The 14027-nt window shown below is 69.6% G+C and carries 14 protein-coding genes; 9 read left to right on the top strand and 5 right to left on the bottom strand.

From position 1 onward, the window contains the following. Positions 1-2: 2 nt before the first annotated feature. The 4 genes from ACQEVG_RS31830 to ACQEVG_RS31815 all read right to left on the bottom strand — a co-directional run bounded on the left by ACQEVG_RS31830 (position 3) and on the right by ACQEVG_RS31815 (position 3238). Entirely contained in the window at positions 3-374 is a 372-nt protein-coding gene (locus ACQEVG_RS31830) for a hypothetical protein (RefSeq protein ID WP_432990219.1), read from the bottom strand. Between the two features lie 245 nt (positions 375-619). Beyond that, positions 620-1663 carry a YeiH family protein gene (locus ACQEVG_RS31825; RefSeq protein WP_432990217.1) on the bottom strand — a complete coding sequence of 348 codons (1044 nt, stop codon included), beginning with the start codon at positions 1661-1663 and terminating at the stop codon, positions 620-622. Further along, positions 1663-2232, bottom strand: a complete 570-nt coding sequence (locus ACQEVG_RS31820; RefSeq protein WP_432990215.1) for a cysteine dioxygenase — start codon at positions 2230-2232, stop codon at positions 1663-1665. Before ACQEVG_RS31820 ends, ACQEVG_RS31825 begins: the two co-directional genes overlap by 1 nt. A gap of 100 nt (positions 2233-2332) precedes the next feature. Further along, positions 2333-3238 carry a LysR family transcriptional regulator gene (locus tag ACQEVG_RS31815; RefSeq protein WP_432990213.1) on the bottom strand — a complete coding sequence of 302 codons (906 nt, stop codon included), beginning with the start codon at positions 3236-3238 and terminating at the stop codon, positions 2333-2335. A 263-nt stretch (positions 3239-3501) separates the two neighbouring features. Here ACQEVG_RS31815 and ACQEVG_RS31810 point away from each other — a divergent pair, with 263 nt between their 5' ends. The 6 genes from ACQEVG_RS31810 to ACQEVG_RS31785 all read left to right on the top strand — a co-directional run bounded on the left by ACQEVG_RS31810 (position 3502) and on the right by ACQEVG_RS31785 (position 7949). Next, positions 3502-4734: an SGNH/GDSL hydrolase family protein gene (locus ACQEVG_RS31810; protein WP_432990211.1), complete on the top strand. Its 1233-nt coding sequence runs from the start codon at positions 3502-3504 to the stop codon at positions 4732-4734. 110 nt (positions 4735-4844) lie between these two features. Beyond that, positions 4845-5216: a hypothetical protein gene (locus tag ACQEVG_RS31805; RefSeq protein WP_432990209.1), complete on the top strand. Its 372-nt coding sequence runs from the start codon at positions 4845-4847 to the stop codon at positions 5214-5216. Between the two features lie 522 nt (positions 5217-5738). After that, positions 5739-6170 (top strand): hypothetical protein, encoded by a 432-nt coding sequence (locus ACQEVG_RS31800; protein WP_432990207.1) that lies wholly within the window; start codon positions 5739-5741, stop codon positions 6168-6170. A gap of 76 nt (positions 6171-6246) precedes the next feature. Then, positions 6247-6555, top strand: a complete 309-nt coding sequence (locus tag ACQEVG_RS31795; protein ID WP_432990205.1) for a hypothetical protein — start codon at positions 6247-6249, stop codon at positions 6553-6555. 11 nt (positions 6556-6566) lie between these two features. Continuing rightward, positions 6567-7106, top strand: a complete 540-nt coding sequence (locus tag ACQEVG_RS31790; RefSeq protein WP_432990203.1) for a hypothetical protein — start codon at positions 6567-6569, stop codon at positions 7104-7106. 45 nt (positions 7107-7151) lie between these two features. Further along, positions 7152-7949: an N-formylglutamate amidohydrolase gene (locus tag ACQEVG_RS31785; protein ID WP_432990201.1), complete on the top strand. Its 798-nt coding sequence runs from the start codon at positions 7152-7154 to the stop codon at positions 7947-7949. Positions 7950-8032: 83 nt separating this feature from the next. Here the strand turns inward: ACQEVG_RS31785 and ACQEVG_RS31780 are convergent, their stop codons facing one another. Then, positions 8033-9883, bottom strand: a complete 1851-nt coding sequence (locus tag ACQEVG_RS31780) for a cellulase family glycosylhydrolase (protein ID WP_432993054.1) — start codon at positions 9881-9883, stop codon at positions 8033-8035. 621 nt (positions 9884-10504) lie between these two features. Here ACQEVG_RS31780 and ACQEVG_RS31775 point away from each other — a divergent pair. The 3 genes from ACQEVG_RS31775 (at position 10505) to ACQEVG_RS31765 (ending at position 14026) form a co-directional block, all read left to right on the top strand. After that, positions 10505-10741 (top strand): type A2 lantipeptide, encoded by a 237-nt coding sequence (locus tag ACQEVG_RS31775; protein WP_432990199.1) that lies wholly within the window; start codon positions 10505-10507, stop codon positions 10739-10741. 211 nt (positions 10742-10952) lie between these two features. Beyond that, positions 10953-11759, top strand: coding sequence for a hypothetical protein (locus ACQEVG_RS31770; RefSeq protein ID WP_432990197.1), 807 nt, complete (start codon positions 10953-10955; stop codon positions 11757-11759). Next, positions 11756-14026: an NHLP family bacteriocin export ABC transporter peptidase/permease/ATPase subunit gene (locus ACQEVG_RS31765; protein WP_432990195.1), complete on the top strand. Its 2271-nt coding sequence runs from the start codon at positions 11756-11758 to the stop codon at positions 14024-14026. Before ACQEVG_RS31770 ends, ACQEVG_RS31765 begins: the two co-directional genes overlap by 4 nt. Position 14027 lies beyond the last annotated feature (1 nt).

The following is a 14027-nucleotide window of genomic DNA, read 5'->3' as shown; positions in this document are numbered from 1 at the left end:
TGTCAGCCCTGGCGGTGCCCGCGAGCGTCATGGATCCGCCGGGCGAGTGCGCTGCGTGGTGCGGCGCTGTCCGCCCCCTCCAGCCATCCGCGCAGAGCGGCCCCGAGTTCCAGACCAAAGGTTTCTGCTGCCGCTTCCTCGGCCTGCCGGAAGTCCGTGCGCGCCGCCACGTCGTGGAGGGCCGCGTTCACATACAGTCCGCCGGCTGTCTCGGGCGGGAACTCCACCAGGCGGTACACCACCGGCCTGCCGCGACGCCTGCTGAGCTGCGCACAGAGAGCGGCGAACACATCGTCGGGACTGGACGGCCCGGCCGGCTCGAGAGCCCGCGCCAGTTCGTGGCGGAGCTCGCGCATGGCGCCCTTGGTGCTCACTTCACTCCCCCCGGTCGTCAGTTGTCACCGGACTGCGGCGGCGCCACGTCCTTCCGCCCACCCCGGCGGTCGTGTACATCGCTCACCGATGGGGTCTCCTTTGGTCACAAGGAGCCGAACTGCCGTACTACGGCTGCCTGGAGATTAACCGCCCCACCCGGCCGAGAGCCAGTAAACGTGAGAAAGTCCGGCCGGCAGGGCTCGAGCGGTGGGCGTGCAGCCCGGCAAGAACTGCCCGGCTGCCTTCAGGCCATCACCAGCAGCACTCCCGCGTACGAAACCCCCGCGACCACCGCCCACGCGCACAGGCCCAGCGCCGCGACGCGCCCGCCCGTGCGGGTCAGCGACGGCAGGTCGACCGCACTGCCGAGCCCGAACAGCGCGGCGGCGAGCAGGAGTTCCTGCACATGCTGCGCCGCGTCGACCGTGGCGGACGGCAGCGGTCCGCTGCTGCGCAGAGCCACCATCGCCAGGAAGCCGACAACGAACAGCGGGACGATCGGCAGCCGCTTCCTCGCAGTCGCACCGCCGCGCCTTCTGTGTCGTACGGACATCGCCACCGCCGCGACCAGCGGGGCCAGCAGTGCCACCCGCATCAGCTTGACCAGGACCGCCTCGCCGAGCGCAGCGGGCCCGGCGGTCTGCGCGGTGGCCACGACCTGGCCCACGTCGTGCACGCTCGCGCCGACCCATCGCCCGAACTCCGCGTCGCTCAGCCCCAACGGCTGTTGCAGCAGGGGCAGTACGGCGATGGCGAGCGTCCCGCACAGCGTCACCAGTGCCACCGAGGTCGCCGCATCACGCTCGTCGCTGTCGCTCGCCTCGCTCACCGCGCAGATCGCGGACGCCCCGCAGATCGAGTAACCGGCGGCGATGAGCAACGGCTGATCACCGGGCAGGCCGAGACGCCGGCCCAGCCACCAGGTGCCGAGGAAGGTCGCGGCGACGACGCCGAGGACCATGGTGACCGTGGCCCAGCCGAGGCCGAGCACATCGTCCAGGCTCAGCTTCAGTCCGAGCAGCACGATGCCGATGCGCATCAGCCGCTTGCCGGCGTACGAGAGTCCGGGGCGGGCGGTGCCCCGGACGACGGCTCGGACGCGCGGCAGATGGGCCGCGACGATGCCGAGCACCACGGATGCGGTCAGCATCGGTAGGTCCGGCAGCAGCCGATGGGCGCACCAGGCGACGCCGACGCCGAGCACGGCGAGCGCGAGACCGGGCAGCCTGCCCGGGGCGGCGGAGGCGGACGGCCCGGCTGCCGCGGCCCGTACCCTCAGCAGCGCCATCAGCAGTCGGCCGGCAGCTCGTAGACGCGGCGGACACTCGTGCCGAGGCGGGAGATGTCAGCCCCGTAGACATGGAGAGAGATCGCCCGGCCGGTGCCCGCGTTCCAGACCCGGTGGATGTCACCGGGCGGCGCGAATCCGCAGACCGCGCCCCGGGCGTTGACGACGTCTTCGGTGGCGACGAGGCGGGCGGCGGTGCCCGGGTTCGCGGACGGGAGAAGGCGGTAGCGCCTCTCGTACTCCTCGCCCTCATGCACACCTGTCGTACACCACGACACATGGTCGTGCACGGATGTCCCCTGGCCGGGCAGCCACACGAGCGCGACGACCGAGAAGCTGCCGTCGTGCTCGGCGTGCAGCAGGTGCTGGCGGTAGCGCTCGGGGTCGCTCTCGCACTGCTCCGGGGTGAGCAGATCGTCCGCGCCGAGGTGCGGGGCAAGGCGCTCGCCGACCAGATACGCCGTCGGATCCGGCGGCAGTCCGCGCCCGACGGCCTCGCGCACCTCGGCGATCAGTGCATCGAGACGGCTGGTCGTGCACGCGGCCCTGAAAGCAGTCGAGGTGGTCATACGGTCAGCGTCGGGCTGCCCGATCCATCACGTCCAACGAGGGTTTGTTCGCTACTTCCCAAACTCTGCTTATGAGATGAGGGCGCCCTTTTGGCGTCGCTCAGCAGCCGACCTTGTTCACCGCGACCGTCTTCAGCTCGTCGAGCACCAGCGCCGTCGCCGGGATACGCAGATGCTCCTTCAGTACGTACGCCGAGATCTGCCGCCGCGAGGCGGGTTGCAGCGCCCTCCCGGTGACCTTCCGATGGCAGAGGAAGTTCAGTACGAGCGCCGGCATCAAGGCGACCCCAAGACCCTCCGCGACCAGGCTCTGCACCACGAGGTTGTAGTCGGTCATGAAGGCGATGTCCGGCACAAAGCCCTGCTCGGCGCATTCATGCAGAAGATTGGCCCGACAGCGCAGACAACCGGCAATCCAGCGCTCCTCCGCCAGATCCGCCAGCTGGACCGCCCGTCGCCGCGCCAGCGGATGCCCGGTCGGCAGCAGCACTGTCAACTGGTCCTCCAGCAGCGGGATCTCCACCAGTTCTTCCAGCACCTCTTCGCGCAGGCCGGGATAGGTGAAGGCGAGCGTGATGTCGCACTCCCCGCGCACCAGCTGCTGCAGCGACTCGGGCGGCTCGCTCTCCATCAGGTCCACGCGCACGCCGGGGTGGGCGGCGGCAAGCCGGGCCATGGCCTCGGGGATCACGGTGGCGTTGGCGCTGGGAAAGGCGCAGACACGAACCCGCCCCGAGCGCAGCCGGGTGAGGGCACTCATCTGCTGCTGGGCCGCGGACATGCTGTCGAGGATCACCGTGGCATGCCGTGACAGCGCCTCCCCCGCCTCGGTGAGCCGCATGCCACGGCCGACGCGGATGAACAGCGGGGTGCCGACGTCCCGTTCAAGGGCCTTCATCTGCTGGGTGATCGCGGGCTGGGTGTAGCCGAGCGCGCGAGCGGCCGCCGAGTACGAACCGGTCCGGACGACTTCATGGAAGGTCTTGATGTGCCGGGAGTCGAACACACCTGAATCATAAGGAGAATTTGGGTATCCAGGGCCTAGGCTCCCCGCCTCGGCCGGAATTCGTTGATTGACGTGAATCCGCCGGCCGCGCACACAACCCACTGTCCTGGAACGGAAGTTCACCGCAGGTCGAGCCGCGTGCGGCGGTATGGACAGCGCTCGCCGTGCCGGGAGTGAATACCTACAGCACCTGCACCGGCATGTTCATGCGTTCATCCCCGGGGGGCTCACCGAGCCCCGAGCCGTACAGGAGGAATCGGCACATGAGCATCACGAACAGCTCCTTCTTACGCGGACGCGCCCTGCCCACCCTGGCGGCCGCCGCGGCAGTCGGCGTGCTCCTCACCACCAACCTTGCCCATTCCGCGCCCGCACCCCGTACATCACCCGTCGTCACCTGGGCCGCCAGCACCGACCTGCTCGGCCCGGCGGCCGCCCAGGACCGGACCTACCGGCTCGTCGTGCACACCAGCTCCGGCGGCAGCGGGCTGCGGATCCGGCTCTCCAACGCCTTCGGCGACCAGCCCGTGACGTTCGGCCGCGCCCAGGTGGGACTGCGGCACTCCGGCGCGGCCCTGATCCCCGGCAGCAACCGCCCACTGTCCTTCGCCGGTTCGCCCACGGTCACCGTCCCGCCCGGCGGCCGGGTGTACAGCGATCCGCTGCCCGGCACCGTGCACCCCCAGTCCGACCTGGCCATCAGCCTGTACGTAGCGCAGGCGCGCGGCCCGGTGACCGGCCACAAGATGGCGCTCCAGACCTCCTACATCGCGCCCACCGGCGACCATTCCACGGACGAGTCCGCCACCGCGTACACCGCGCGCACCAACTCCTGGTTCTATCTCGACGCGGCCGTCGTGGACGCCCGGCGCGGCACCGGCGCCGTGGCCACACTCGGCGACTCGATCACCGACGGCGCCTCGTCGACGGCCGACACCAACCGCCGCTGGCCCGACGTCCTCTCCCGCGCGCTCCACAACGATCCCAGCGCCCGCATCAAGGGTGTCGCCAACGAAGGCATCTCCGGCAACAGGGTCCTCACCGACGGCGCCGGCCAGAGCGCGCTGACGCGGCTCGACCGGGACGTGCTGTCCCAGCGAGGCCTGCGCACCGTCGTCCTCGTCGAAGGCGTCAACGACATCAAGGCGACCCCCGCCCCCACCGCCGCCGAACTGATCGCCGGATACCGGCAGATCATCGACAGGTCCCATGCCGCGGGCGTCTGCGTCGTCGGGGCGACCGTCATGCCGTACGAGGGATGGCGCCAGTGGACACCGAGCGGCGAGGCGGTCCGGCAGGAGGTCAACTCCTTCATCCGCGACAGCGGAGCCTTCGACGCGGTGGCCGACTTCGACGCAGCGGTCAAGGACCCGGCCGCACCGGCCCGGATCCTGCCGGCGTACGACAGCGGGGACCATCTGCACCCGAACGACGCCGGCATGCAGGTCATGGGCTCTGCCGTCGATCCGGGGCACCTGGGCTGCTCCAGGAAGTGACACCCACGGGTCACGGGTCCCGGCCTGGGGACTCCGCGCGGCCGGGACTGCGCACTAGATGCTGAACCGTAATCCCGTGCCCTACAACCCCGTTCGAACCTCGTAGGTCTGTGCTGTGTACAGGTAACGGAATCCTGCCGGACGCCACCTCGACCCGGATCTACCTGGTCCGCTTCCGGTCGGGTGCCTTCGCCCGCGCGTTCAACATCAATCACCTCGGAGGGGACCTGAACGCCACCCTTCCGGTCAACGGTGTCGAGGACACCGCGCCGATGGACGAGTCGTACCCCTCCGAGGCGACCGTGCCCTCGACGGAACACGTGCTGTACGACGAGGCGGCACCCCGCGGCCCCCTTCACGTCCGGCACGCGTACATCACGGCGGGCGACACGATCGCGCTGATCATCCAGTCGAAGAAGGGCACGGCCGCCGCCGTCCCCTTCCACCAGACCGTCGTCCTCCAGAACCAGCTGCTCGGCTGACTGCAGCCGCACATCTCGCGAAGAGGGCCGGGCACCCAACCATTGGGCCGGCGCCCGGCCCTGTACCACCCACAGAAGTAGGCTCCCGCCGCTACAGCACCTGCGGCCATCACGCGGGTCGCCCCTCCTCATGGGGTCCGGCTGCTCCAGATCGCGATCAGCCCACCCGGTCAGCCAACGTGACGGTGCCTGGCAAGGCTCGCCGCCCGCTCCTGCGCGCGCCCGGACACAATCCCGGACACGCCCCCTGACCAGCCCGGACACCTACGACAGTGTCCGGGACAGCCCACCGTCATTGCCTCACCTCATCCACACCAGCAAGGTTTGTGCTGCCCGACGGGAGGTCTCACCGACCTCGCTGATTGCACCCGTGTCCTCCGCGCCGAGTTCGACGTGCCGCCCAGGAAGTACCGGTGGCACGCCGTGCGCGAATCGACACCCTCCATTCAACGTCACCACACACGTGAGGAGTACGTCGTGAGTCTTCGTTCTGCCCTTGGTCCCGGGCTTGGGGGAATTTTCGTGACCAAGCTGAAGAAGGCCGTGGCCGCAGCCACCGTCACAGGCGCGCTGGCCACCCTGGGGGTCGCGACCACCGCGACCCCGGCCTCCGCCCACCCGATCACCTGCTCCTGGAACAAGGGTTGGGGCACCCCCTGGTCGGTGACTTCCACCGCCGTCAAGGGCTTCGTACAGGTCAAGTGCTCCGACCGCCTCGACGATGCCAACACCCGTGCCCAGCTCCAGATATACCGGGACGGCGCGTGGCGGAACCAGGGCACCGGGGTTACCAGCTACTCCACCGCGAAGACCATCCATGTCAACGACTCCGCGCCCAAGCGCATCGGCGGCTACCACTACCGCACCCAGGGAACGCACTTCGGACAGCACGGCAACGTCTGGGCGCTGCCGACGTATTACTCTCCCTCCCGCTACCTGGTCCGCAACGGCTAGACCGGCACGGAACTGAGAGGGGCGCGCGGTTCTCCCACCGGGGCACCGCGTGCCTCCGTATTCATGAGGAGGAATCATGCGGAGGATGGAGCCACAGGTGGCGCAGTTTCTGGCCCTGGCGCAGGAGGTCTGCCGGGTTCGCCATGGGAACGTCGTTGTCCCTCAGGACATCGTCTTCGCCTACGTCGTACGCCAGTTGACGCCCCTCGAGGAATCCCCCGGATTCGCGGCGCAGGACAGCGCCTCCCCGGAACAGGTCCGGATGGGCCCCGAGATCGAGACCGTCCTGAACCTGGACACGGACGAGCCGGTTGTCCTGGGCGAACTGGTGGACATGGCAGCCGCACAGTGCGAAGAGCTGGCCGGGTATCTGGGGCTCGGATGAGGAGAAGACGGATGGCCGGGGTCGGGCCCCTCGCCCTGGCATGGGCACTGGCAGCGTGCACGTCCCCGGCGCCGCGAGGCCTCCAAGGCGCCGGGTGGGACAAGGAACCGGTCATCAACGGCGCGGAATCCACACTGGGCCAGGTCTCGCCGGCCGCGTGTCAGGCGCTCGTGGAGGTTCTGGACCGGCGCGACCCCGAGGACGAGGTCACCGGTTTTCGCCAGGAGAAACGCCAGTCCTATCTCCTGATCCGCCAGTTCACCGGGGCGGCCGGTCTTCCGGGAAGAGTCCTGGAGGCCGCCCGGGCGTGCCCCGCCATGGAGATGGGATACGACTCCACCACGCTGGCCTACACGGTCACCGTCGTCGCCCAGGACAACCGGGAGACCCGGCTGCTGCTGACCGCGAAGGAGTCCGGGGGCCGCCCTCTGACCGAGATGCTCGTGTCCGCCTCGGACCAGGACGGTAGACAGCTCTTGATCCGCGTCATGCGCCCCGAGGGCATCGGGGACACCGAAACGGCCGGTGCCGACCTGGCCGTAGCCGGGTAACCCTGCCGACGCCCCTTCCGTCGACGACAAGGCGCAGAGAGACATATGAACCACGCACCCCAGTCCTTCCAGCTCCATCCCGGCGCCGCCGACTCGCCGGTGATCCTTCACGTCCCGCACTCCTCCCGGGCCATTCCCGAGTCGGTGCGTGACGGCATCGTGCTGGACGACCGTGCGCTCGAGTCGGAGCTGGACCACATCACCGACTCCCACACGGCCGAGATCGCCGCCGCCGCAGTGGAGGCCGCGCCCGTCGCCCCCTGGCGGTTCGTCAACGGCCTGTCCCGCCTGGTGATCGACCCCGAGCGGTTCCCGGACGAGCGCGAGGAGATGCTGGCCGCCGGCATGGGCGCGGTCTATACGCACACCACGCACCGCGAGCGGCTCCGCCCGCCGGGCGCGGATCCCCAGCCGCTGATCGACCGCTACTTCCACCCGTACGCAGAGGCGATGACCGTGGCGGTCGGCGAGCGGCTGGCGGCGACCGGGCGTGCCTTCGTCATCGACGTCCACTCGTATCCGACCGAGCCGCTGCCCTACGAACTCCACGGTCACGGAGCGCGCCCGCCGATCTGCCTGGGCACGGACGGCTTCCACACTCCCCCGCCGCTGCTCGCCCGCGCGGAGAGGGCGTTCGCCGACTTCGGTGGTACCGGGACCAACAGCCCATTCGCCGGTACGTATGTACCGCTGAAGTACTACGGCAAGGACCGTCGCGTCAGCGCGTTGATGATCGAGATCCGCAGGGACGTCTACATGAGGGAGCCGGGCGGCCCGGCTGGCCCCGGCCTCACGGCACTCGCCGCCGCCGTTGCCCGCCTGATCCGGGCGCTCTCGGATTGACAGTCCCTGCCGGCTCGCGGTGGAAGTGCGCGGCATGGTCCATGGCGTCACTGTGCCACTCGCCTGCCGGCAGTCGCCGAAAATCAGCCGCGGCCGGACGCCCATGCCGCCAGTTCCGCACGCGCGGCGCCAAGCAGCTCCGCCGAGGGTGCCGTCGCGCCGTTGGTGACAAGCGCGTAGTGCGGCCCCTGAGCAGGCGCGGTGAGCAGCAGGCGGCGGCTGCCCGCACCGCCCGGCTCCGGGGCCACCGCGATCGGCACATCCGCCCCGTACGAGGGCAGTCCGTACAGCGCGCCGAGGTCCGAGACCACCGTCGTGCGGGGACTGCCGAAGGACGCAGGCAGGTGCAGTTCCGTCGGGGCGGCGGTCCCGTCCGAGCGCCACAGCAACAGGCCGTACTGTCCCCCGCCGACGAGTTCGGCGACGCGCGGGAGCGACTTCGGCACGGGGTTCCAGGTCAGAGTGGTCGTGCCGTCGCGGGACCTGTCCTCGTACGTGAATGCCGTCACCCGGCCCGCCGTTGCGCTCGGACAGAGGCGGTCCAGCAGCCTGGCGTCCTGCCGCAGTACTGCCCTGCCCGAGTCGTCGAGGCGTACGGCCGACAGGTCCTCCTCGTTCCAGGCGTCTGCCGTGGTCAGGACCTTGCCGGGGTTGCCGTTCATGAGCTCGTGGTGGCGGCCGTGGTAGATGTCCCACTGCCACTGGCTACCGGACAGCACCGGACCTGACTGCTCGGGCTTCGACCACCATGTGGCGCCGCGCAGCCGGGAGTCCAGGGCCTGGTACATCGCCTTGTAGACGGTCGGGGCCTTGTCGGAGACCGTGCCGGTCAGCGGATGGCCGAACTCGCTGACGACCGCCGCCGTCCCGGCGCCCGCCGCCCGGTCTCGTACGGCGCCGAAGTCGCCCGCGTACTGGCCGTCGGCGGCCTTGCCCCACATGAAGACACCGGAGATGGCCTTCTGGTCGTAGAAGTGGGTGTTGAAGACATACCGCGGGCCGATGGCGCCCGCGTCGAGGAGGCCGCCCTCCTGCTTCTGGAAGGCCAGGTTGGAGTTCCAGAAGAGGTTCGGTTCGACGAAGGCGGGTTTGCTGCGCCACCCGGCCGCATCCATGCGGGCCCGGAACCTCTCGTAGAACGGCCACAGCAGGTCCCGTTCCCAGCCGCGGCTGTTCTGGCCGGAGTCGTACGAGCCGGCGTGCGGCTCGTTGTACGGGTCGAAGCCCGCGACAGCGGCGAACTCGGCCCCGGTGAGGTGTTCGGCGAAGTACGCCATGGCGGTCTGCGCGGTTGTGAGGAAGGCGTCCTGGACGCCGTCCCTGTTGTGCCAGAAGTCGTATGTCGCCTTCTTCACGGCCTCGTTCTGGGTGATGTTCTGGCCCCAGAAGAGACAGAGCCCGCACGACTCCCGTGGATAGCCGCCTGCGTCGACAGCCCACTTGGGTGCTCCGTCGCCGGTGTACCAGCTGCCCTGGTGGAACAGATGGCGGGAGTAGAGGTCTTGGTGGAAGTCGGGGTAGACGCGGATGCCGGCCTTGATGAATGCCCGCATCTGGGCGGTGGCGGCGGCGAGGTAGGCGCGGTCCACCCGACCCCATACGGGCTCGGCGTGCGCCCACGACAGCAGGAAGCGCGCGGTGTTGCCGCCGCCGAGCGCGCGCAGCGCGGTCGCGGACTTCTCGGCGTCGGCGACGGACGCGAAGGGCAGTCCGCCGTTCTCCTCCAGCTTGGTCTCGCCGGAGACGTTGTATCCGCGCAGCACCACCTCGCGGCCGAGTCCGTCGGTGAATCGGCCGCCTTCGACCGTGAAGGCGCTGGCCGCCTGCTCGTCGAACCAGAGGGGGTCGGGGGCGGGCGCGGCGGCGGACGGCGCGCCCGGTGTCGTCAGCCAGGCGGTCATGAGAACGAGGAGACCGATGAGACGCGCGCACATCTTCGCCATGTCCACCCACGCTCCCTGACGGTCCGTCAGCTGTCAACGGCTGCGCCGCGACCGCCCTCAAAGGCCACGAGCAGGCGCCGAGACGGCGATGCCTTGAGATGTCGGACGGAAATCGACTTCTCCGCACTCATCCGATGCAACTGCGTTTTCCACTGATGTCCCTTTCTTCAGGAGTCGCACACAACAGGCACTCAGGACCTGAAGACACACCGCAGAAACACTCCCCACACATAGACGAGTGCGGCGCGTACGACACCTGGCACCAGAATTGATTCCTTCAGCGAATCTGCACATCGAAGGCGCAGCCGTCACAGCGCCTCCCGTGCGACACCCTTGCCCTGACCAGGGCTTCAGCCGGTTGGTGCGGGAATGTCCCGTTCACCGTCAAGCGGCGCCCGACTCAACGGAATTAGCGAGGGGCCGGGACGTGAAGAAGCTGGCACCAACTCATGGACGCGCATCCACGAGAGGTAATTCGGTGGCCGCATACCGCCCGGATCAGCGGCCGTCGGATTGGCTGCGCAACGCGCCTGCGTGCTTTGATCCATCGCACTGCGGGAGCCGAAAGGCTCAGTCGCAGCAATTCGAGATCCACGCGAAGGGAAGCTCATCATGAACTCCACCCCCCAGGTTGCGACCCAGGAAATCTCCGACGCCGACCTGGACAACGTGTCCGGCGGCCTCGTGGGCGCGGCTGTCGGCGCCACCACGTCCACCCTCGACTCCGTCGTCCCGGTCTCGGGCGTCGTCGGCGCCGCGTCGGGCACCGTCGGCTCCGTGATCGGCACCGTCGAGGGCGCGACCGGCATCAACACGGCCGGCGTGACGGGCCTCGTCTCCGGTCTCTGAGCCGGTTCTGTGCCGCCGAGCGGCACAGCCACCAGCGGTGACTTCGGCTCGTCGGCTTCCCCTCCTTGCCGACCGGCCGGGCCCAATGCCCCGGACCCGCCCCAGGGTCCGGGGCATACGGCCGCCACCCGCGCCCACCACCCGCCGCCCATCACCGCAGGCGCCTACCCGGCTCCCCCGCACAGACCGCCGCAGTTGAGGGAAGAGTGTCGTGCAGTTCCGCCAACAGGCCCTTTCCAAGCTGCAGTCGCCCGAGGAAATCGACCTTCCGGTGCGCTTCGCCCGGCCCCAGGGCTGGCTCGTGCTGACCGTCACGGTCGCCGTGATGATTGCCGCGTCCGTCTGGGCCGTGACCGGCACCGTGAGCTCCACTCTCGGCGCTACCGGGATCCTCACCCATGCCCAGGGCAGCTATGTCCTGCAGAGCCCGGTCTCGGGCCAGGTCACCGAGGTGCTCGCCGAAGAGGGCAAGAGACTTCCCGCCAACTCTCCCCTGCTGAAGGTCCGTACGGCGAAGGGCGACACCACCGTCCGGACACTCACCGCCGGCCGGCTGACGGCTCTGGTCGCCGACATCGGGTCGGTGGTCACCACCGGCGCGGACGTGGCCGCCGTGGAACGGGTCGAGCAGGCCGAGGACCCTCTGATGGCCGTCCTGTACGTACCGGCCGGCAGCGGATCGACCGTGCCCGTGGGCGCATCGGTCGATCTCACCGTCCAGTCGGTGCCGACCCAGCAGTACGGCGTTCTGCGCGGCCGTGTGAAGGCCGTCGGCCGGACCGCCCAGACCCGCCAGCGGATCACCGGCTTCCTCGGGAGCAGCCAGCTGGGCGAACAGTTTTCGAAGTCCGGCCAGCCCGTGGCGGTGCTGGTACGGCTCGACCCGTCGTCGCGTTCCAAGTCCGGCTATGCCTGGTCGTCGTCGGACGGCCCGCCGTACGCGGTCGACTCCATGACGCTCGCCACCGGCGCCATCCGGCTGGCCGAGCAGCATCCGATCGATTGGCTGCTTCCATGACCGCCCAGCAGCAACTGCCCCCGGCCGGCGGCCGCGGCCGCCATCGCCCGGAAGGCGCGCCGCCTCCCCGGCGGGGCACGCGCCGCGCCGCCCCCGCCCCCAGGGCGAAGAAGCCGAAGACCGTGCGCACTCCCACGGTTCTCCAGATGGAGGCGCTGGAGTGCGGCGCGGCGTCGCTGGCCATGGTGCTCGCGCACTACGGGCGGCATGTGCCGCTCGAAGAGCTGCGTATCGCCTGCGGTGTCTCCCGGGACGGCTCACGGGCCAGCAATCTGCTGAAGGCCGCGCGCAGTTACGGCCTGCAGGCCAAGGGCATGCAGATGGAACCGGCCGCGCTCGCCGAGACGCAGGCGCCCGCGATCCTGTTCTGGGAGTTCAACCACTATGTCGTGTACGACGGCATGCGACGGCGGTTCGGCCGCCGGGGCGTGCACATCAACGACCCCGACAAGGGCCGCCGCTTTGTCGCGATGGAGGACTTCGACACCAGCTTCACCGGGGTCGCCCTGATCTTCGAGCCCGCCGACAGCTTCCGCCGGGGCGGCCGCAAGCCGGGCGTCATGGGGGCCGTGCCCGCCAGGATGCGCGGCACGAAGGGCACGCTGCTGGCCGCGCTGCTCGCCAGCCTGCTGCTCGTCGCCGTCGGCGCGGCCGTGCCCGCGCTGGGCCGAACGTACATCGACATGTTCCTGATCGGCAATCAGGCCTCGCTGCTCGGACCGCTGTTCGCCTCAATGGCGGCAATGGTGGCGCTCACCGCGGTGCTGACCGCACTGCAACAGGCGAACCTGCTGCGAGGGCGCATCATCTCCTCCACCCTCAGCAGCGCCCGCTTCCTGCGGCATTTGCTGAGGCTGCCGGTCACCTTCTTCGCCCAGCGCAGCCCGGCCGATCTGGTCCAGCGGCTCCAGTCCAACGACGCGGTGGCCGAGACGCTGGCGCGTGATCTCGCCGCCGCGGGCGTGGACGGCGTCGTCGTGATCCTCTACGCCGTACTGCTGTGGACGTACGACCCCCAACTGACCGTCATCGGTATTGGGATCGCCCTGCTCAATGTGGTCGCGATGCGGATCGTGGTCCGGCTGCGGGCCACCCACACCCAGAAGCTGCGCGCGGACAGCGCCCGGCTGACCAACACCTCGTACACCGGTCTCCAGCTGATCGAGACCATGAAGGCCACCGGCGGGGAGAACGGATACTTCCGCCGCTGGGCGGGCCAGCACGCCACCACACTGGAGGAGCAGCAGCGTCTCGGTGTGCCGAGCGCGGTGCTGGCCGTCGTGGCGCCGACCCTCGCGACGCTCAACAGCGCGCTGATCCTCTGGATCGGCGGTCTGCGGGCGGTGGAGGGCCATATCTCGATCGGTCTGCTCGTCGCCTTCCAGGCGCTGGTGACGCGCTTCACCGCGCCCGTCACCCGGCTCAACGGGGTGGCGGGCAGGATCCAGGACTTCGCGGCGGACGTGGCCCGGCTGAAGGACGTCGAGAGCTTCCCGGTCGACTCGCTGTACTCGCGCCGGGAGACCGACGCGAACACCCGCAGGCTCAAGGGCCATGTGTCGCTGGAGAACATCACCTTCGGCTACAGCCCACTCGACAAGCCTCTCCTCAGCGACTTCTCGCTGACGGTCGGCCCCGGGCAGCAGGTCGCGCTCGTCGGCGGTTCCGGCAGCGGCAAGTCCACCGTCTCGCGGCTCATCTCCGGTCTCTACAGCCCGTGGGAGGGGACGATCCGCATCGACGGGCAGCGTCTCGACGACATCTCCCGCAGCGCGCTCGCAGCCTCGGTCTCCTTCGTCGACCAGGACGTCTTCCTCTTCGAGGGCACGGTCAGGGACAACGTGGCGCTGTGGGACCCCTCGATTCCGGACGATGCCGTGGTCGCCGCCCTCAGAGACGCCGCCTTGTACGACGACGTGATCGCCCGGCGTCCCGAAGGCATCCACAGCCGGGTCGAGCAGGACGGCCGCAACTTCTCCGGCGGACAGCGCCAGCGTCTGGAGATCGCCAGGGCGCTGGTGCGGCGGCCGAGCATCCTCGTCCTGGACGAGGTGACGAGCGCGCTCGACGCGGAGACCGAGCGGGTCATCATCGACAATCTGCGGCGGCGCGGCTGCGCCTGCGTCGTGATCGCGCACCGGCTGAGCACGGTGCGCGACAGCGACGAGATCCTCGTACTCGATCACGGCTCGGTCGTCGAGCGCGGCCGGCACGAGTATCTGGTCGCCGCCGGGGGGCCGTACGCCGAGCTGGTCAAGGAGCACTGAC

The organism is Streptomyces sp. CA-135486 (genome assembly GCF_050936555.1).
Classification (GTDB): domain Bacteria; phylum Actinomycetota; class Actinomycetes; order Streptomycetales; family Streptomycetaceae; genus Streptomyces.
Note: the sequence above shows the minus strand (reverse complement) of the source record. Positions and strands in the feature narration are given on the sequence as shown.

Coding starts and splice junctions, on each gene's coding strand:
- ACQEVG_RS31825 (WP_432990217.1), bottom strand. CDS start 1,663: ATGGCGCTGCTGAGGGTACGGGCCGCGGCAGCCGGGCCGTCCGCCTCC.
- ACQEVG_RS31820 (WP_432990215.1), bottom strand. CDS start 2,232: ATGACCACCTCGACTGCTTTCAGGGCCGCGTGCACGACCAGCCGTCTC.
- ACQEVG_RS31810 (WP_432990211.1), top strand. CDS start 3,502: ATGAGCATCACGAACAGCTCCTTCTTACGCGGACGCGCCCTGCCCACC.
- ACQEVG_RS31795 (WP_432990205.1), top strand. CDS start 6,247: ATGCGGAGGATGGAGCCACAGGTGGCGCAGTTTCTGGCCCTGGCGCAG.
- ACQEVG_RS31790 (WP_432990203.1), top strand. CDS start 6,567: ATGGCCGGGGTCGGGCCCCTCGCCCTGGCATGGGCACTGGCAGCGTGC.
- ACQEVG_RS31785 (WP_432990201.1), top strand. CDS start 7,152: ATGAACCACGCACCCCAGTCCTTCCAGCTCCATCCCGGCGCCGCCGAC.
- ACQEVG_RS31780 (WP_432993054.1), bottom strand. CDS start 9,883: ATGTGCGCGCGTCTCATCGGTCTCCTCGTTCTCATGACCGCCTGGCTG.
- ACQEVG_RS31775 (WP_432990199.1), top strand. CDS start 10,505: ATGAACTCCACCCCCCAGGTTGCGACCCAGGAAATCTCCGACGCCGAC.
- ACQEVG_RS31765 (WP_432990195.1), top strand. CDS start 11,756: ATGACCGCCCAGCAGCAACTGCCCCCGGCCGGCGGCCGCGGCCGCCAT.